The sequence below is a fragment of the Pseudomonas orientalis genome (assembly GCF_001439815.1).
GTDB lineage: Bacteria > Pseudomonadota > Gammaproteobacteria > Pseudomonadales > Pseudomonadaceae > Aquipseudomonas > Aquipseudomonas orientalis.
This window is the reverse complement of record NZ_JYLM01000004.1, coordinates 1-18,781: the sequence shown is the minus strand read 5'-3', so window position 1 is coordinate 18,781 and position 18,781 is coordinate 1. Positions and strand designations below refer to the sequence as shown.

Sequence of the window (18,781 nt, the reverse complement as noted above, 5' to 3'; positions counted from 1 at the left end):
TTATCCTCGGATCGCCCAGAAGGCCAGGTTCAAGCCCGGGAACTGCCCGGCGATGTGGAAGGCGAAACCGCCGGAATTGCTCAACTGCTGCCAATGTTCGCTGCCCCGGTCCAGCTCGTAATAGGTGCTGCCCGCGTGATAGGGCAATTGGCGTGGCGCCACCGGCAATGGCAGCAGGCCAATGCCCGGCAATTGCAGGTTGACCATGTCGCGGATGTGCTCCACCGAGCCGACTTTGCTCTGCTGGCCAAAGCGTGCGCGCAGGGTTTCGCCGGGCACATCGGCGCGTACCACGAGGATGAAACTGGCATTGTCGAGCAGGGTCTTGTCGGCCAGCATCGCCACGTGGATACCGTAGGCTTTCTCCACAATCGGGATTGGCGTGGCCTTGCTGTCGATCAGCATCGACAGCGCTTCACGCAGGGCCGCCATCACCGGAGTAAAGCTCAACACCAAATCGTCATGCTGGTACTGCGGGTATTCCTGGGGGCGTCGGCCAGAGGTGGAGAATGTCGAAAACTCACCGGCCAGGCTCACCAGCTCGCTGAAGAAACGCTCCGGGTGCAACGGGCTCAACTGGCTCAGATGCTGGATCAGCGGCTGGGCACGGTTGACCAGTTGCAGCAGCATGAAGTCGGCGATCTCCGAAGCGCCCCCAGCGCCCGACGCCACCACGCGGCCAGCCAGGGCTTCGCCACGCTGGTGCAGCAAGCCGAGCAGTTCGCTGCGAAACGCCGTCAGCGGCTTGCTCGCGGCCACGTCCAATATCGGCGGGATGTAGCTGTCGTCGAGCACCAGTGCGCGGTCGGCGCGCTTTTCCTTGATGCGCACCAGCCCGATGGCGGCGTAATCGCTGATGCCATCCTGGGCGGTCAGCAAACGCAATGCCCTGGAGCCCACGGCCACCGGCGCGCGGTTTTCGAAGGGCGCGTTGTCGTCGCGCACTTCGCGCACCTGGCTCACATAACGCGCGGCTTCCAGCGCCTCGCCTTCATCCACCGTGTCACGTGCACCGGCACGCTTGAGCGGCAGGGCCAGGTACACCAGGCCATCGCGCAGGTTGTCGTCGATATTCAGCGGACTCGGCGCCAGGTCGTCCTGGGGGATGTTGAACGGCGTGCCGTCCGGCAGCAGGCCACGGGCCGACACGATTGCCAGCTTGCCCTGGGCGAGCAGGCCCTGGTCGATCAGCACCTCGGAAAAGCCCCAGGCGCCCGCGGACAGCGGGCGGCTGCGGGCGTCGATCAGGTTTTCCAGGTAACGGTCATGCTGCTGGAAGTGCTGCGTTCCGATGAACATGCCTTCCGACCAGACCACGCGATTGTTCCAGGACATGGGGGCTCCGATTGCTTGTTATTGGGCTGGGCTGGAGGGGGTAGCCACGACGTCGGCGCGCACGGCACGCACATCGAGGCTGATCTGATATTCGGTGTATTGGCGTGGCGGCACGTTGATAACGGTGCGCCACTGCGCGCGGTCCAGCTCGCGATAGCCCACCAGCAGGCCGATCTGCCGGGTGGCCGGATCCAGATCGCGCTGAATGCTCAGTTGTTGGCCGGGCTGAATCACCACTTCGTCCTGGTCCAGCAGGTCCAGGCCAAGGGTGGATTGCGCACGGTCAGCCAGGGCAAAGTAATCGGAGCGCGCGAACGTCGCGGCGTTTTTCAGCTCGAAAATACGCACCCGCACCGGGGCGGCCTGGCCGTTGGCGCCGGGGTTGAGCCCGGCGATTGCGTGAAAATGCAGCTCGACGGCGGCCGTGTCCGCTTCAGCTTCGGCGGCGGCTTCGGGCTTGACCGCGTCCTTGGCACACGCCGTCAGCAGCAGCGCGGTGGCGGCTGCAAGTAAAAACCTGGGAATCATCCTGCGTCCTCAATGACGTGTTTAGCTATCCGTTCTATCCATCAGTGCGACGCGGTTCAGCGTCGCTGTCGTGCACTGTGCGCTTCGTAGGCCCGGCTGAATTCGCGGCCGAACAGGTCCTGGAAATCTTCCTGGGCCTCGCGGGAAATATTGCTGTAGAGCTCGGTGAATTGCTGCCAGTACTGGGCCTGGCGCGATCCGTTGAAAATACTTGAGAGGCCACCGGGCTTGCCCATGCGTTCTTCCAACTGCGCCGGCTCAAAGCGCAGCAGCAGGTGCTTGAGCGCCGCTTCCACACCCGCCATCACCGCCAATTGGTGAGCGCGCAGGTCGTCGAAGCTGTCACGCACGGCGGCGTCCGGCGCCATGAACGCCTGGTTGCCGTGACGAAGCAGCAGCAGTAACGCTTCGTCGGCATTCGGGGCGAATTTCAATGGATTGTTTTCGGCGGGGCGGATCATGGTCTGCTGCATGCGAAATTCGCCCTTGAGGCTGGCGCGGGCCCGCAACACGTCGATCAGGCCTTCGACCATCAGCCGGTAGCTGCGGCCGATGCTTTCCATCTGGGCGCTTGCATCGGCCTGGTCCAGACGCAACTGATCGAGGCCGGCACCGCGCAGGAAAGCTTGCAAGAGGTCGGCTTGTGGCTGGGCGTCGCCGACGGGGAGCGCAACCGGCTCGACCACGGGAGGCGGCGCACTGACCGGTGCGGGAGGTGGCGCGGGGGGTGGCGCAACAGGGGCGAGCGGCGCGGGCGCGTCGCCAAGCAGGTCCCAGTCTTCGGGAATGACCGACCCTGGCACCGCCGGGGGGGCGGCCACCGGCACGGCAACCGGCGCCGGCGGACGGAAGTCGTGCTGTTCGGACGGCACGTGGTCCGCCACGGTAGCCGGTGGCACGGCAGTGGGGCTGAGGAAATCGAACAGATCCGGCAGGGTCTCCATCGACGAGGCGCCATGAAACTGCGGCGCGATCATCGGTGTCGGCGCGGGCGGGCTCGCCACCGCGCCCATCAACGCCTCAAAACTGTTCGGCGAATCACCGGCGAACGGCTGGCTGTCGACGGCCTGCACGTTGAAGTCGATGCGCGCCTGGATTTCGTAATCGCCGATGCGGATCAACTCGCCATTTTGCAGCGGCTCGCTGTTTCCACGGCGCAAGCGGATGCCGGCGTTGACCAACTCCACACCATTGGTGCTGTTATCAGTTAAGTAGTAACGACCATCCTTGTACTGGATAACGCAATGCTGCGAGGAGACCAGGCGTTCGGGGTCGGGCAATACCCAGTCATTTTCCGAACTGCGGCCGATCGCCATCGAGCCCTGATTCATGGACTTTTCGGCGCACTGCCCTGGGGTAATCTTGTGATAACTAGTGATAGTCAAACACAGCGACATCTTGCCTCCTTGCTGATACATCGCGCGCGGTCGAGACCAGGCCTACGCGTGCCTGAATATCGCGGCCAAGTCGTGGGACCGACCGTCCAAATTCGCATTTGCCAGCATGATCGCTGATCTTATCCGGCTTGCATGACAAAAATCCTCTGGGGGCGCACCGTTCGACCCGTCAGTCGCGCAGGTTGTTAAACACCGCACATCTGTCACAGAGGGCGAATAGCTTACCTTGACAAGGCATAAGTACTACACCAAAAATGCACAACTTCTTGAACATCAGTGATGGCACGATAGTGGCATCTTGAAACTATGGCCAAGAAAAACATGCAACGTTCACCGCGCAACTAATGCATGCAATGCCCGGCATCTAACGGGCTGATAGGGAGATCGAATTCAGTGGATGTGCCGTTGCTGCTCACCGCCGTATCTGCGACTTCGCCCTGTGGCGAAGACATGGAATATGACGCGCAATTTCTGCAATTGGAACGTGATGCCAGGGGCCAGCCCGAGCGCAGCATGGGCGATTCGATCCTGCCCGCCGAGCCGCCCGAATGGCGCAGCATCCAGCAGCAGAGCCTCGACCTGTTGCAGCGCAGCAAAGACCTGCGCATCACTCATTTCCTGCTGCAAAGCACCCTCGCCCTCCAGGGCGTGGCCGGCCTGGCCGAAGCGCTGACGCTGATCGACGCGCTGCTGCGCGACTACTGGGCCGACCTGCACCCGCGCCTGGATGCCGACGACGATAACGATCCTACCGTGCGCGTCAACGCCCTCACCGGCCTGACCTGCGACACCAATATTCGCCTGCTGCGCGAAAGCATCCTCACGCGCTCGCGCACCTTCGGCCCCGTGACCCTGCGCGCGGCGCTCAACGCCAGCGGCCTGTTGAGCTTCCCCGATGAACAGCTCGGTGCCCAGCAACTCAACGCCGCCTTCCTCGACAGCGATCCGCAGCAACTGCAGGCCACCCGCGATGCGCTCATTGCCGCGCGCGCCGCCTGCGAAGCCATCGAACAACAGGTCAACGAGCAGGTCGGTTCCGCCCAGGGCGTGGACCTCAGCGCCTTGAAGCAACCGCTCAAGCAGGCCCTGCAATTGCTCAATCAAGCGGTGCCCGGCGCCGACAGCAGCAGCGAACCCGAGGCCGTCAATGAAGACCATGCCCCCTCGGCGGACTACGCCGCTGCGCCCGCAGCGCCGCGTCCGGTCGGCGATATCGCCAGCCGTGACGACGTGCTGCGCAGCCTCGACAAAATCCTTGCGTATTACACCCGGCACGAGCCTTCAAGCCCGCTGCCGGTGCTGTTGAACCGTGCCAAGAATCTGGTGCATGCCGATTTCGCGGCCATCGTGCGCAATCTGATTCCCGACGGCATGTCCCAATTTGAAAACCTGCGCGGCCCGGACAGCGAATAAGCCGCCGGACCGTGCAGTAACAACACCGTCGCTCAAGCGACCAGGAGCAGCAACGTGGCGAAGCAAAGTTCTCAGAAATTCATCGCGCGCAACCGTGCGCCTCGAGTGCAGATCGAGTACGACGTCGAGCTTTACGGCGCCGAGAAAAAGGTCCAGCTGCCCTTCGTCATGGGCGTGATGGCCGACCTCGCCGGCAAACCAGCCGAGCCGCTGGCACCCGTGGCCGACCGCAAGTTCCTTGAAGTGGACGTCGACAACTTCGACTCCCGCCTCAAGGCCATGCAGCCGCGCGTGGCGTTCCACGTCCCCAACGAGCTGACCGGCGAAGGCAACCTGAGCCTGGACATCACCTTCGAAAGCATGGACGACTTCAGCCCTGCCGCCGTGGCGCGCAAGGTCGACTCGTTGAACCAGCTGCTCGAAGCCCGCACCCAGCTGGCCAACCTGCTGACCTACATGGACGGCAAGACTGGCGCTGAAGAAATCATCATGAAGGCGATCAAGGACCCGGCACTGCTTCAGGCACTTGCCAGCGCGCCCAAGCCTGCAGGGGACCAGTAATCATGACCGACAATACCGTTCGCGAAGGCGCGCTGAACCTGGGCGCCACCGAAGAAACCAGCGAGTTCGCCTCGCTGTTGATGCAGGAATTCAAGCCCAAGACCGAGCGCGCCCGCGAAGCCGTGGAAACCGCCGTGCGCACCCTCGCCGAACAGGCCCTGGCACAGACCGACCTGGTGTCCAACGACGCGATCAAGTCGATTGAATCGATCATCGCCGCCATCGACGCCAAGCTGACCGCCCAGGTCAACCAGATCATTCACCACCCGGACTTCCAGCAGCTGGAAAGCGCCTGGCGTGGCCTGCATTACCTGGTCAACAACACCGAGAGCGATGAGCAGCTGAAGATTCGCGTGCTCAACATCGCCAAGCCGGAACTGCACAAGACCCTGAAGAAATTCAAGGGCACCGCGTGGGACCAGAGCCCGATCTTCAAGAAGATGTACGAAGAAGAATACGGCCAGTTCGGCGGCGAACCCTACGGCTGCCTGGTAGGCGACTACTACTTCGACCAGTCGCCGCCCGACGTGGAACTGCTGGGCGAGCTGTCGAAAGTCTGCGCCGCCATGCACTCGCCGTTCATCGCCGCGGCGTCGCCGACCGTGATGGGCATGGGCTCGTGGCAGGAACTGTCGAACCCGCGCGACCTGACCAAGATCTTCACCACCCCGGAATACGCCGGCTGGCGTTCGCTGCGTGAATCGGAAGACTCACGCTACATCGGCCTGACCATGCCGCGCTTCCTGGCGCGCCTGCCGTATGGCGCCAAGACCGACCCGGTGGAAGCCTTCGCCTTCGAAGAAAACACCGACGGCGCCGACAGCTCCAAGTACACCTGGGCCAACGCCGCGTACGCGATGGCGGTGAACATCAACCGTTCGTTCAAGCACTACGGCTGGTGCTCACGCATCCGTGGCATCGAGTCCGGCGGCGAAGTGGAAAACCTGCCGGCGCACACGTTCCCTACCGATGACGGTGGCGTGGACATGAAGTGCCCGACCGAAATCGCCATCAGCGACCGCCGTGAAGCGGAGCTGGCGAAGAACGGTTTCATGCCGCTGCTGCACAAGAAAAACACCGACTTCGCCGCGTTCATTGGCGCCCAGTCGTTGCAGAAACCGGCCGAATACGACGACCCGGACGCCACCGCCAACGCCAACCTGGCCGCGCGCCTGCCGTACCTGTTCGCCACCTGCCGTTTCGCGCATTACTTGAAGTGCATCGTGCGCGACAAGGTCGGCTCGTTCAAAGAGAAGGACGAAATGCAGCGCTGGTTGCAGGACTGGATCCTCAACTACGTCGATGGCGACCCTGCGCACTCCACCGAGACCACCAAGGCCCAGCATCCGTTGGCGGCGGCCGAAGTGATCGTGGAAGAAGTCGAAGGCAACCCGGGGTATTACAACTCCAAGTTCTACCTGCGCCCGCACTACCAGCTTGAAGGGCTGACGGTGTCGTTGCGCCTGGTATCCAAGCTGCCTTCGGCCAAAAGCGCTTAAGAAATCGGGACCGGCTCGCTCCCTGTAGGAGCGAGCTTGCTCGCGAAAAACTTAAAGGCGCCGCGTTCATTCAGGACGCCCGCGTCATCGTTGACGACCTTCGCGAGCAAGCTCGCTCCTACAGAGGTCGGCGGCGTCAATAAATTTCGTGGCCCGTGCCACACAGGGAGAAAACATGGCTGTTGATATTTTCATCAAGATCGGCGACATCAAGGGCGAGTCCATGGACAAGGCCCACAAGGACGAAATCGACGTGCTGAACTGGAGCTGGGGCATGGCCCAGTCCGGCAACATGCATGTGGGCGGTGGCGGCGGTGCGGGCAAAGTGAATATCCAGGACCTGTCGCTGACCAAATACGTCGACAAGGCTTCGCCGAACCTGATGATGCACTGCGCCAGCGGCAAGCACATCGACAAGGTCAAGCTGACCGTGCGCAAGGCCGGTGGCGAAAGCCAGGTCGAGTACATGGTGATCAACCTGGAAGAAGTGCTGGTCACCTCGCTGAGCACCGGCGGTTCGGGCACCGATGACCGCCTGACCGAAAACGTCACCCTGAACTTTGCCCAGGTGATGGTCGACTACCAGCCGCAGAAAGCCGACGGCACCAAAGACGGCGGCGCGATCAAGTTTGGCTGGAACATCCGGTCCAACACCAAGCGCTGATAGCCCCTGCAGCCGTGGCCTTGCGCCACGGCTGCAGACATTTTGTCCCTCTTGCAACCCGTCCGTGGAGCTGCTTTGGTGGTAACTGAAATCGCTTCCCGCGACCGTCTGCAACCGTCCCTGCTGGACCGGCTGACCGACGACGACCCAACCAATCCCAAGGAAAGCGCCGACAAACGCGTGCTGTCCCTGACCCAATTGAAAGCCTCGGTCCTGCGCGACCTGGCGTGGCTGCTCAACACCACGTCGTTGCTCGATGCCGATGCCACGCTGCACACCCCGGCCGGTACGTCGGTGGTCAATTACGGCCTGCCGGCGCTGGCGGGCAAAAGCGTTTCCAGCGTGGATATCAAGGCGCTTGAAGCCCTGATCTACCAGGCTATCGCCACGTTCGAACCGCGCATCCTGCGCCATACCCTGCGGGTCAAAGCCCGTGTCGGCCAGGGCGAGATGAACCACAACGCCCTGAGTTTCGAGATCGAAGGCGACCTGTGGGCCCAGCCGGTGCCGTTGCGCCTGTTGCTGCAAACCGACCTGGACCTGGAGTCCGGCCACGTACGCGTGGTCAATGCCGACCAGCGGAGGCGCCCATGAACCCGCGCCTGCTGGAGCTGTACAACCAGGAACTGCACCATGTGCGCGAAAGCGCCGCCGAGTTCGCCAAGGAATACCCGAAGATCGCCAGTCGGCTGACCCTGTCCGGTATGGACTGCGCCGACCCGTACGTCGAACGCTTGCTCGAAGGCTTTGCCTACCTCACGGCCCGCGTGCAACTCAAGCTCGACGCCGAGTACCCGACCTTCACCCACAACCTGCTGGAAATCGCTTACCCGCACTACCTGGCGCCGACGCCGTCGATGACCGTGGTGCAATTGCAGACCGACCCGGATGAAGGCTCGCTGGCCAGCGGTTTCCCGCTGCCCCGCGACACGGTATTGCGCGCCGCCCTGGGCCGTGAAACCCAGACCTGCTGCGAGTACCGCACCGCGCACCCGGTGACGCTGTGGCCGCTGCAGGTGAGCAACGCCGAATACTTCGGCAACCCGGCCGCCGTGCTCGGCCGCCTGGCCGCCAGCGAACCGAAAGCCAAGGCCGGTCTGCGCCTGACCCTGCGCACCGGCGCCGAATTGCCGTTCAACAGCCTCGATCTGGATAACCTGCCGTTGTACCTCAGCGGCGCCGATGAGCAGCCGTTTCGCCTCTACGAACAACTGCTGGGCAACGCCTGCGCGGTGTTCGCGCGCAAGCCCGGGGGCGACTGGGTTGAGCGCCTGCCTCCGGATGCGCTACGTTCGCGCGGTTTCGACGATGCCGACGCGGCCATGCCGGTGGTGGCGCGGGCGTTCCAGGGCTATCGGTTGCTGCAGGAATATTTCGCCCTGCCCCACCGCTTCCTGTTTGTCGAATTCGCCGAGCTGAGCCGAGCGGTCAAACGCTGCGACGGCCAGGAGCTGGAGCTGATCGTGCTGTTCGACCGTCACGAACCCAGCCTGGAAGGCAGCGTCGGCGCGGCGCAGTTCCTGCCGTTCTGCACGCCGGCGATCAACCTGTTCCCCAAGCGCGTGGACCGTATCCATTTGTCCGACCGGGTCAACGAACACCATGTGATCGCCGACCGCACACGGCCGATGGATTTCGAGATCCACTCCCTGACCAGCCTCACCGGTCACGGCACCGGGCCGGAACAGGCGTTTTTGCCGTTCTATGCGGTGCGCGATCCGTCGCGCTATGGCCGCGATCGCGCCTATTACACCGTGCGCCGCGAACCCCGCGTGCTGTCCAGTGACCAGCGCCGCAACGGCCCGCGTTCCACGTATGTGGGCAGCGAAACCTTCGTCAGCCTGGTGGACAGCCGCCAGGCGCCGTATCGGCATGACTTGCGCCAGCTCGGCGTGACCGCGCTGTGCACCAACCGCGACTTGCCCTTGTTCATGAGCGTGGGCAACGGCAAGACCGACTTCACCCTGGCCGACAGCGCGCCGGTGCTCTCGGTGCGTTGCGTCGCAGGCCCCAGCCGTCCACGCGCCAGCCATGCCCACGATGCCAAGGCCTGGCGCCTGATCAGCCAGTTGTCGCTCAATTACCTGTCCTTGAGCGAACAGGGCCAGGGTGCCGGCGCCTTGCGCGAACTGCTGCGCCTGTACGGCGACAGCAACGACGCCGCCCTGCAACTGCAGATTGAAGGCCTGCGCGAAGTCAGCAGCGAAGCCGTGACCCGCCGCCTGCCAATGCCCGGCCCGATCGTGTTTGGCCGTGGCCTGGAAATCACCCTGGAATTCGATGAAAACGCGTTTCGCGGCACCGGGGTGTTCCTGCTCGGTGCCGTACTGGAACGCTTCCTGGCACGCTACGTGTCGATCAATAGTTTTACCGAAACGGTGATCCGTACCACCGAACGCGGCGAGATCATGCGATGGAAAGCCACGCCCGGACGGCGTCCGACCCTGTGAGTACCCTGGACGCGATGCACCAGGAGCCCTGGGAATATGACTTTTTCCAGGCGCTGCGGCGTATCGAGTGCGAATCGCCGGACCTGCCGCGCCTGGGCCATTCCCTGCGCCTGGCCGACGACCCGCTGCGCCTGGGACAACAGGCCGATTGCACCTTCGCCCCGGCCACCCTGGCGTCGGTCGACCCCGGCGGCGACGGCAAGCCGGCGCGGCTGGAGCAATTCTTCTTCGGCCTCGGCGGCCCCAACGGTCCGCTGCCGCTGCATATCACCGAGTACGTGCGCGAGCGCCAGCGCAACAACGCCGACAGCACCAGCAAGCAGTTCCTGGATGTGTTCCACCATCGCTTGCTGACCTTGTTCTACCGGGCCTGGGCCGAAGCACGGCCGACGGTCAGCCATGACCGACCGGACGATGACTATTGGTCCGCGCGTCTTGCCGCCCTGAGTGGCCGCGGCATGCCGAGTCTGCTCAACCAGGGCTTGATCCCCGACACGGCGAAGCTGCATTACAGCGGGCACTTGTCGGCACAAACCCGCTATCCGGACGGTTTGAAGGCCATTCTCAGCGAGTACTTCGGCGTGCCGGTGGCGATCGAGGAATATGTCGGCCAATGGCTGGAACTGCCCGAACGCAGCCGCGTCGGCGTGAGCGCCAACCGGCTGGGCGTGGATTTCTGCCTGGGCAGCCATGTGTGGGACCGCCAGCACAAATTCCGTATTCGCCTCGGGCCGCTCAAGCTCGCCGATTACATGGGCATGCTGCCCGGCCATCAGCCGTTCGACGAGCTGGTGGCCTGGGTGGCCGAGTACCTGGGCCATGAACTGGACTGGGACTTGAATCTGGTCCTGCAACAACCTGAAGTCCCGGCGCTGCAGCTCAACGGCCAGTTTCGCCTGGGTTTCAATACCTGGCTCGGCCAACCTGCGCATGACGCCAACGACCTAATCCTGGCGCGGCATTACGCCGATCACGCCACCACCTCAAGGAATCCAGAGCATGGGTGAAATCAGTCGCGCCGCACTGTTCGGCAAACTCAACAGCGTGGCCTACAAGGCCATCGAAGCCGCCACCGTGTTCTGCAAACTGCGGGGCAACCCGTACGTGGAACTGGCCCACTGGTTTCATCAGTTGCTGCAACTGCAGGACTCGGACCTGCACCGCATCATCCGCCAGTTCAACCTGGAGCCGGCACGCCTGGCCCGCGACTTGACCGAAGCCCTGGACCGCCTGCCGCGCGGCTCGACCTCGATCACCGACCTGTCGTCCCATGTGGAAGAAGCGGTGGAGCGCGGTTGGGTGTACGGCAGCCTGATGTTCGGTGAGAGCCAGGTGCGCACCGGTTACCTGGTGCTGGGCATTCTGAAAACGCCGAGCCTGCGCCATGCGCTGCTGGGCCTGTCTGCCGAGTTCGACAAGATCAAACCCGAAGCCTTGAGCGAGCGCTTTGACGAGTACGTCGGCGACTCGCCGGAAAATGCCCTGAGCGCCAGCGATGGTTTCAATGCCGCTGCGGTGCCGGGTGAAGCCAGCGGTGCCATGGCCCCCAGCGCGATGGGCAAGCAGGAGGCGCTCAAGCGTTTTACCGTCGACCTGACCGAGCAAGCCCGCAGCGGCAAGCTCGACCCTATCGTCGGTCGTGACGAAGAGATTCGCCAGCTGGTGGACATCCTCATGCGGCGCCGCCAGAACAACCCGATCCTCACCGGTGAAGCCGGGGTGGGCAAGACCGCCGTGGTCGAAGGTTTCGCCCTGCGCATCGTCGCCGGCGACGTACCACCTGCGCTCAAAGACGTGGAACTGCGCAGCCTCGACGTGGGCCTGCTGCAAGCCGGCGCCAGCATGAAGGGCGAGTTCGAACAGCGTCTGCGCCAGGTCATCGAAGACGTGCAGGCCTCGCCCAAGCCGATCATCCTGTTTATCGACGAAGCCCACACCCTGGTCGGTGCCGGTGGCGCTGCCGGCACGGGTGACGCGGCCAACCTGCTCAAGCCTGCGCTGGCCCGTGGCACCTTGCGTACCGTGGCCGCCACCACCTGGGCCGAGTACAAGAAGCACATCGAAAAAGACCCGGCCCTGACCCGCCGCTTCCAGGTAGTACAGGTTGCCGAGCCGTCGGAGGACAAGGCGCTGCTGATGATGCGCGGTGTGGCCTCGACCATGGAAAAGCACCACCAGGTGCAGATCCTCGATGAAGCCCTGGAAGCCTCGGTCAAGCTGTCGCACCGCTATATTCCGGCGCGCCAGCTGCCGGACAAATCCGTGAGCCTGCTGGACACCGCCTGCGCCCGCGTTGCCATCAGCCTGCATGCGGTACCGGCAGAAGTGGATGACAGCCGCCGTCGTATCGAAGCGCTGGAGACCGAGCTGCAAATTATCGCCCGCGAGCATGCGATCGGCATTGCGATTGGCGCGCGCCAAACCAACACCGAAGCATTGCTTACGGCCGAACGTGAGCGTCTGGCCACCTTGGAAAGCCGTTGGGCTGAGGAAAAAGCCTTGGTGGATGAGCTGCTCGCCACCCGTGCGACCTTGCGCGAAAAAGCCGGCGTGGTGGACAGCGGCAGCGACGAATTGCGCACGCAACTGATCGACCTGCAACAACGCCTCACTGCACTGCAAGGCGAAACCCCGTTGATCCTGCCGACCGTGGATTACCAGGCCGTGGCCTCGGTGGTCGCCGACTGGACCGGCATCCCGGTCGGCCGCATGGCGCGCAATGAACTGGAGACGGTGCTCAACCTCGACCAGCATTTGAAGAAACGCATCATCGGCCAGGACCACGCCCTGCAGATGATCGCCAAGCGCATCCAGACCTCCCGCGCCGGCCTCGATAACCCAAGCAAGCCGATTGGCGTGTTCATGCTCGCCGGCACCTCGGGCGTGGGCAAGACCGAAACCGCCCTGGCGCTGGCCGAAGCCATGTATGGCGGCGAGCAGAACGTGATCACCATCAACATGAGCGAGTTCCAGGAAGCCCACACGGTGTCGACCCTCAAGGGTGCGCCACCGGGCTATATCGGTTACGGCGAAGGCGGCGTGCTGACCGAAGCGGTGCGGCGCAAGCCTTACAGCGTGGTGCTGCTGGACGAGGTGGAAAAAGCCCACCCGGACGTGCATGAGATCTTCTTCCAGGTGTTCGACAAGGGCGTGATGGAAGACGGCGAAGGCCGGGTGATCGACTTCAAGAACACGTTGATCCTGCTGACCACCAACGCCGGCACCGAGCTGATCTCCCACGTGTGCAAGGACCCGGCGAACATCCCCGCGCCCGAGGAGATCGCCAAGGCCCTGCGCCAGCCGCTGCTGGAAATTTTCCCGCCGGCGTTGCTCGGTCGTCTGGTGACGATTCCGTATTACCCGCTGAGCGACGAGATGCTCAAGGCGATCACTCGCCTGCAACTGAACCGCATCAAAAAGCGCGTGGAAAACACCCACAAGGTCGCCTTCGACTACGACGACGCGGTGGTCGACCTGATCGTCTCGCGCTGCACCGAAACCGAAAGCGGCGGGCGCATGATCGACACCCTCCTCACCAACAGCCTGCTGCCGGACATGAGCCGTGAATTCCTCACGCGCATGCTGGAAGGCAAGGCGCTGGCGGGGGTGCGGATCAGCAGCCGGGATAATGAGCTGCACTACCAGTTCAACGATTGACCTGACGGAATACAGCTCAAAATGTGGGAGGGGGCTTGCCCCCGATGGCGGTGGGTCAGCCAGGAATTTCTAACCTGATACACCGCTATCGGGGGCAAACCCCCTCCCACATTTGGATTGAGTTCCTTCAGTTATTAGGGTAATTCGATGCTATTCAACCAAGCCTCACGCCTGGCCCGGATCACCAGCCCCCTAGGGCCGGATGTGCTGCTGCTCAATGAAATGGGCGGCGGTGAAGAGCTGGGCCGGTTGTTCAACTACGAGCTGCAACTGACGTCCCTGGACGCCAACATCGACCTCAACCAGTTGCTGGGCAAGCCGATGAGCGTGGGCCTGCAACTGGCGGACGGTGGCGAACGGCATTTTCACGGCCTCGTCGCGCGTTGCAGCCAGAACATCGACCAGGGCCAGTTCGCCAGCTACCAGGTGACGCTGCGCCCATGGCTGTGGCTGCTCAGCCGCACCTCCGATTGCCGGATTTTCCAGAACCTGAGCATCCCGCAGATCATCAAGCAGGTGTTTCGCGACCTGGGCTTTTCCGACTTCGAAGACGCCCTGAGCCGGCCGTACCGCGAGTGGGAATACTGCGTGCAGTACCGCGAGACCAGCTTCGATTTCGTCAGCCGCCTGATGGAACAGGAAGGCATCTACTACTTCTTCCGTCACGAGCAGGACCGGCATGTATTGGTGCTGGCCGACGCCTATGGCGCCCACTCGACGGTGCCCGGCTACGCCTCGATTCCGTATTACCCCAAGGACGAGCAGCAGCGCGAACGCGACCATATGCATAACTGGCACCTGGCGCAGGAGGTGCAGCCCGGCTCGCTGGAGCTCAACGACTACGATTTCCAGCGCCCCAGCGCGAGCATCGACGTGCGCTCGGCCATGCCGCGTCCGCACACCGCCGGCGACTATCCGCTGTACGACTATCCCGGCACCTACGTGCAGAGCGCCGACGGCGAACACTATGCGCGCACCCGCATCGAGGCCCTGCAAACCCTGCATGAACAGATCGAGTTCGCCGGCAATGCCCGCGGCCTGGGTTCGGGCCACTTGTTCAGCCTCACCGGCTTCAGCCGCCAGGACCAGAACCGCGAATACCTGATCGTCGGCTGTCGCTACTACATCGTCCAGGAAAGCCTGGAAAGCGGCGGCGGTTCGGGCTCGGCGCAGTTCGAAAGCAGCCTGACCTGCATCCCCGCGCAACAGAGCTACCGCACCCTGCCCACCACCCATCGGCCCGTGGTCAAAGGCCCGCAAACCGCGCTGGTGGTGGGACCCAAGGGCGAGGAAATCTGGACCGACCAATACGGCCGCGTGAAGGTGCATTTCTACTGGGACCGTCACGACCAGTCCAACGAAAACAGCTCTTGCTGGATTCGTGTGTCGCAGTCCTGGGCCGGCAAGAACTGGGGCTCGATGCAGATTCCAAGGATCGGTCAGGAAGTGATCGTGAGCTTCCTCGAAGGCGACCCCGACCGACCGATCATCACCGGGCGGGTGTACAACGCCGAGCAGACCGTGCCTTACGATCTGCCGGAAAACGCGACTCAAAGCGGCATGAAGAGCCGATCCAGCAAAGGCGGCACACCGGCCAACTTCAATGAAATCCGCATGGAGGACAAGAAGGGGCTGGAGCAGCTGTATATCCATGCCGAACGTAATCAGGACATCGTGGTGGAGGTCGATGAGAGCCACTCTGTCGGGCATGACCGTAACAAAAGCATCGGCCACAATGAGACAGTGACCATCGGCAATAACCGTCTGCGCATCGTCAAGCAGGAAGACATCCTCTCGGTGGGCCAGCGCAAGACCGACAGCATCAGCCAGAGCTACGTCATTGAAGTGGGCGAAAACCTGCGCCTGGTCTGTGGCGAAAGCATTCTGGAGTTGAATGCCAGCGGGCAGATCAACCTCACGGGTGTGCAGATCAGCTTCTACGCCAGCGGCGATGCCGAGTTCAATACCGGCGGCCTGCTGCACTTGAACAATGGTGGCGGCGCGGGCGCCACACCGGATGGCCAGGGCGTGAAAGCCAGCATCGACGCCAATATCAAAGCCGCGTTCCCCACGCCTAAAAGCTCCTGACGAGACCTGTTTGCCATGACGTATCGAATCAATGAATTCCAGTTTCAACTGCCTGCCGGCCAATTGCAGGATGCGACGATCAACATTCTCAAGTTCCCCGAACTGGGCACCTCCCTGATCGTCAGCCGCAGCTTGCTCGCTGAGGGTGAAACCCTGCACAGCAACTTCAATGACCAACTCCAGCGCCTGGAAAAACAGGTGCAGGACTTACGTTATCAACCGGGCGTCGATGTGCGTTTGGGCGCAGCGCAGGAAGTCGAAGGCATCGAGTTGCGCAGCCAGTTCAACAAGGGCAATGACAAGGTGTTCCAGTATCAACTGGCACTGGTGATTCCAGGCACGCGCAAGATGCTTGCCCTCAGCTACGTGAAGGCGGATGCGCTGGGTGACGCCGAGGCGGCGCATTGGGCCTTGATAAAAAACTCACTGTCGTTCGACGCTATTTCTTGATGAGCTGCCTGCATGTCTGACGCGTTATGGGCGGCCCGGATGGGCGATGCGCTTTCCCACACTTCGATGATGGCCGACATCCTCGGCGGTGTGCTGGAGGTGGCTGCCAATATCGCGATCACTGCCGTGGCAACAGCTGCCGTGGTTGCGGCTACCGGTATTACCGTCGCCACCGGAGGGCTGGGCTGCTTCCTGTTGGGCGCGGTGGTGGGCACGATTGTCGGCCTGGCCATGAGCAAGACGGGCGCAGACAAAGGCCTGACCAATTTATGCGACAGCTTCAGCAATGCGCTGTTTCCGCCCACGGTGCAGGCCAATATTCTCACCGGTTCCACCAACACGCTCACCAATAACATCCCCGCCGCCCGCGCTGCCGGGGCAATCAGCTCTCACGTTGCGCCAGCGGGCACCGAACTGGAAGAGCCGGCGCCTACGCCTGAGGCCAGCTACCTGGACATGGCCGAGAGCTTTTTCTCGCAAATGTGGCGTCCGACCGTCGCCACGCCTGCGCCAGGCGCCGTGCCCAAGCCGCTGGACCTGGTGGTGTGCATGAAGCACCCGCCGATGCCACCGCAGTTTCTGGCCGAAGGCTCGGACAAGGTCACGATCAACGGCCAGCCGGCGGTACGCAGCGGTGATCGCAGCACCTGTGATGCGACGGTGGTGTCGTCCGGGTTGATTTCCTCCAACGTGACCATCGGCGGTGGCTCCGTGGTGGTGCGCGAGATTCGCAGCGGCAAGACGCCAGGCGTGGGGCTGGCGGTCACCGCGTTGTTGATGCTCAAGGGTGGCAAGGGCAAGTTCTTCAGCAAGCTGCCCTGCATGCTGATCGGCGGCGCCACTTCGATGGCCGTCAGCAGTGCGATGGGCGCGATGGCGAATGCTGCCATGGGCTCGTCGAATCCGGTGCATGCGGCGACGGGCGCGAAGGTATTGGGCGATGTCGATGAGCTGGACTTCGTGCTGCCCGGCATCTTGCCGATTGACTGGCAACGTTTCTATAACAGCCGCGACGAACGCACCGGCAGTCTGTTTGGCGCGGGCTGGAGCGTGCCGTATGAGGTCTGCGTCGAAGTCCGGCCTCATCCCGACGGCGGCGAGACGCTGGTCTACACCGACGAGCAAGGGCGCCCTATCGACATGGGTTCGATTCCCTTGGGCGGCGCGGTGTTCAGCGCCGGTGAAGGGCTCGCTGTGCGGCGGCACCTCAATGGGCAGTTGCTGATTGAGAGCGATGATGGCCTGTACCGTCTTTTTGAACTTACGACCAACCCGTCACGACTGCGCCTGGCTCAGTTGGGGGACCGCAACGACAACCGCATCCATATTGATTATGACGAGGCCGGACGCCTGGTACGGCTGCGCGATACCTTCGACCTGGTGCAGGTTGAGCTGATTCGCGACGGCGAACAGGTCAGTCGCATCGAACGGGTGTATCCCGATCAACGCCGTGAGGCGCTTGTTGGGTATGGCTACGACACCGCCGGCAATCTGGCCGAGGTGCGTGATGCCACCGGGCAGGTGCGGCGGCGCTTCGCCTACGACAGCGACCGGCGCATGGTGGAGCATCAGTTGCCGACCGGGTTGCGTTGTTTCTATGAGTGGGCTTTGGTTGAAGGCCTGGAGTGGCGCGTGGTGCGGCACTGGACGGATGAAGGCGACGCGTATCAATTCGACTATGACTTGAACGCCGGCCTTACCCGTATCACCGACGGATTGCAGCGCGTCAGCACCCGGCACTGGAACACGCAGCACCAGATCATTCGCTACAGCGACAACCTCCGCCAGACCTGGCTGTTCGAATGGAACGATGAGCGCCAATTGCTCAGCGCCACCGACCCGCAGGGCGGGCGCTACGAATACAGCTACGACGAGTCCGGCAACCTGATCGGCGAAACCGACCCACTGGGCCGCAGCGATTCGACCTTGTGGCTGGAGCATTGGGCACTGCCGCTGGTAGAGACCGACGCCGCCGACAACAGCTGGCAGTATCGCTACGATCCGCGCGGTAACTGCATCGCCGAAACCGATCCGCTGGGCTACGTCACCCGGTACCGCTATGACGCCCATGGCCAGGTCGTGGAAATCATCGACGCCACCGGCAAAAGCAAGAAACTGCGCTGGAACCCGTTCGGACAATTGGTCGAGCACATCGATTGTTCGGGTTACCCGACGCGCTTGAGCTACGACGAGCGCGGTTATCTGCAAGTCATCACCGATGCACTGGGTGAGCGCACGCAATTCAGCTACAACGCTCAGGGGCGCTTGCTAAGCACTCAATTGCCGGATGGCCGTATCGAGCAGTACCAGCGCGACATCAGCGGTCAACTGCTGGGGTATACCGACCCGGCCGGGCACACCACGCTCTACCAGCACAACCGCCGCGGCCAAGTCAGCCAGCGCACCGACGCCCATGGCCGGCAGGTGAAGTTCGGCTACGACAGCTACGGGCGCCTGCAAGCGCTGATCAACGAGAACGGTGAACGCTATCGCTTTACCTGGGACGCTGCCGACCGCCTGGCCGAGCAGCAGGACCTGGACGGCAGCGCCAAGCGTTACGAGTACGACCTGCTGGACAACATCACTACGGTAACCGCCATTGCGGCGCCTTATGGCAACGGCCTGGCGGTGGTCCCCGAGGCACCACCCGCGCCCATCATTCATCGGCTGGAGCGCGATGCGGTCGGTCGGCTGGTTGCCAAAACCACCGACGATGGCCGCACCGAGTACAGCTACGAC

14 protein-coding genes are annotated in these 18,781 nt (G+C 63.0%); 11 read left to right on the top strand and 3 right to left on the bottom strand.

Annotation, left to right across the window (positions count from 1 at the left end; translation table 11 throughout):
• The 3 genes from tssK to tagH are packed head-to-tail and all read right to left on the bottom strand — an operon-like array spanning position 1 to position 3,260.
• Entirely contained in the window at positions 1-1,335 is a 1,335-nt protein-coding gene (tssK, locus tag TU82_RS11315; RefSeq protein WP_057723294.1) for a type VI secretion system baseplate subunit TssK, read from the bottom strand.
• Positions 1,336-1,353: 18 nt separating this feature from the next.
• The gene (gene tssJ / locus TU82_RS11310) at positions 1,354-1,863 is read right to left on the bottom strand and encodes a type VI secretion system lipoprotein TssJ (RefSeq protein ID WP_057723293.1); all 510 of its coding nucleotides are present in this window, start codon (positions 1,861-1,863) and stop codon (positions 1,354-1,356) included.
• A 56-nt stretch (positions 1,864-1,919) separates the two neighbouring features.
• The gene (gene tagH / locus TU82_RS11305; RefSeq protein ID WP_057723292.1) at positions 1,920-3,260 is read right to left on the bottom strand and encodes a type VI secretion system-associated FHA domain protein TagH; all 1,341 of its coding nucleotides are present in this window, start codon (positions 3,258-3,260) and stop codon (positions 1,920-1,922) included.
• 393 nt (positions 3,261-3,653) lie between these two features.
• Here tagH and tssA point away from each other — a divergent pair, with 393 nt between their 5' ends.
• The 11 genes from tssA to TU82_RS11250 all read left to right on the top strand — a co-directional run.
• The gene (gene tssA, locus TU82_RS11300; protein ID WP_057723291.1) at positions 3,654-4,673 is read left to right on the top strand and encodes a type VI secretion system protein TssA; all 1,020 of its coding nucleotides are present in this window, start codon (positions 3,654-3,656) and stop codon (positions 4,671-4,673) included.
• Positions 4,674-4,727: 54 nt separating this feature from the next.
• Positions 4,728-5,234: a type VI secretion system contractile sheath small subunit gene (gene tssB, locus TU82_RS11295; protein ID WP_010207547.1), complete on the top strand. Its 507-nt coding sequence runs from the start codon at positions 4,728-4,730 to the stop codon at positions 5,232-5,234.
• Positions 5,235-5,236: 2 nt separating this feature from the next.
• The gene (tssC, locus tag TU82_RS11290; RefSeq protein ID WP_057723290.1) at positions 5,237-6,733 is read left to right on the top strand and encodes a type VI secretion system contractile sheath large subunit; all 1,497 of its coding nucleotides are present in this window, start codon (positions 5,237-5,239) and stop codon (positions 6,731-6,733) included.
• 175 nt (positions 6,734-6,908) lie between these two features.
• Positions 6,909-7,397: an Hcp family type VI secretion system effector gene (locus TU82_RS11285; protein WP_005792512.1), complete on the top strand. Its 489-nt coding sequence runs from the start codon at positions 6,909-6,911 to the stop codon at positions 7,395-7,397.
• Positions 7,398-7,475: 78 nt separating this feature from the next.
• Positions 7,476-7,991, top strand: a complete 516-nt coding sequence (tssE, locus tag TU82_RS11280) for a type VI secretion system baseplate subunit TssE (protein ID WP_057723694.1) — start codon at positions 7,476-7,478, stop codon at positions 7,989-7,991.
• Positions 7,988-9,847 (top strand): type VI secretion system baseplate subunit TssF, encoded by a 1,860-nt coding sequence (gene tssF / locus TU82_RS11275; RefSeq protein ID WP_057723289.1) that lies wholly within the window; start codon positions 7,988-7,990, stop codon positions 9,845-9,847. Before tssE ends, tssF begins: the two co-directional genes overlap by 4 nt.
• Entirely contained in the window at positions 9,811-10,854 is a 1,044-nt protein-coding gene (gene tssG, locus TU82_RS11270) for a type VI secretion system baseplate subunit TssG (RefSeq protein ID WP_057723288.1), read from the top strand. The genes tssF and tssG overlap by 37 nt, the downstream gene beginning before the upstream one ends.
• The gene (tssH, locus tag TU82_RS11265; protein ID WP_057723287.1) at positions 10,847-13,504 is read left to right on the top strand and encodes a type VI secretion system ATPase TssH; all 2,658 of its coding nucleotides are present in this window, start codon (positions 10,847-10,849) and stop codon (positions 13,502-13,504) included. The genes tssG and tssH overlap by 8 nt, the downstream gene beginning before the upstream one ends.
• A gap of 147 nt (positions 13,505-13,651) precedes the next feature.
• Complete coding sequence (locus TU82_RS11260; RefSeq protein ID WP_057723286.1) at positions 13,652-15,592, top strand: type VI secretion system Vgr family protein; 1,941 nt, start codon at positions 13,652-13,654, stop codon at positions 15,590-15,592.
• A gap of 15 nt (positions 15,593-15,607) precedes the next feature.
• Positions 15,608-16,042 (top strand): DcrB-related protein, encoded by a 435-nt coding sequence (locus tag TU82_RS11255; RefSeq protein WP_057723285.1) that lies wholly within the window; start codon positions 15,608-15,610, stop codon positions 16,040-16,042.
• 12 nt (positions 16,043-16,054) lie between these two features.
• Positions 16,055-18,781, top strand: a 2,727-nt coding sequence (locus tag TU82_RS11250) for a DUF6531 domain-containing protein (protein WP_211269734.1), incomplete at its 3' end; no start/stop codon positions are given.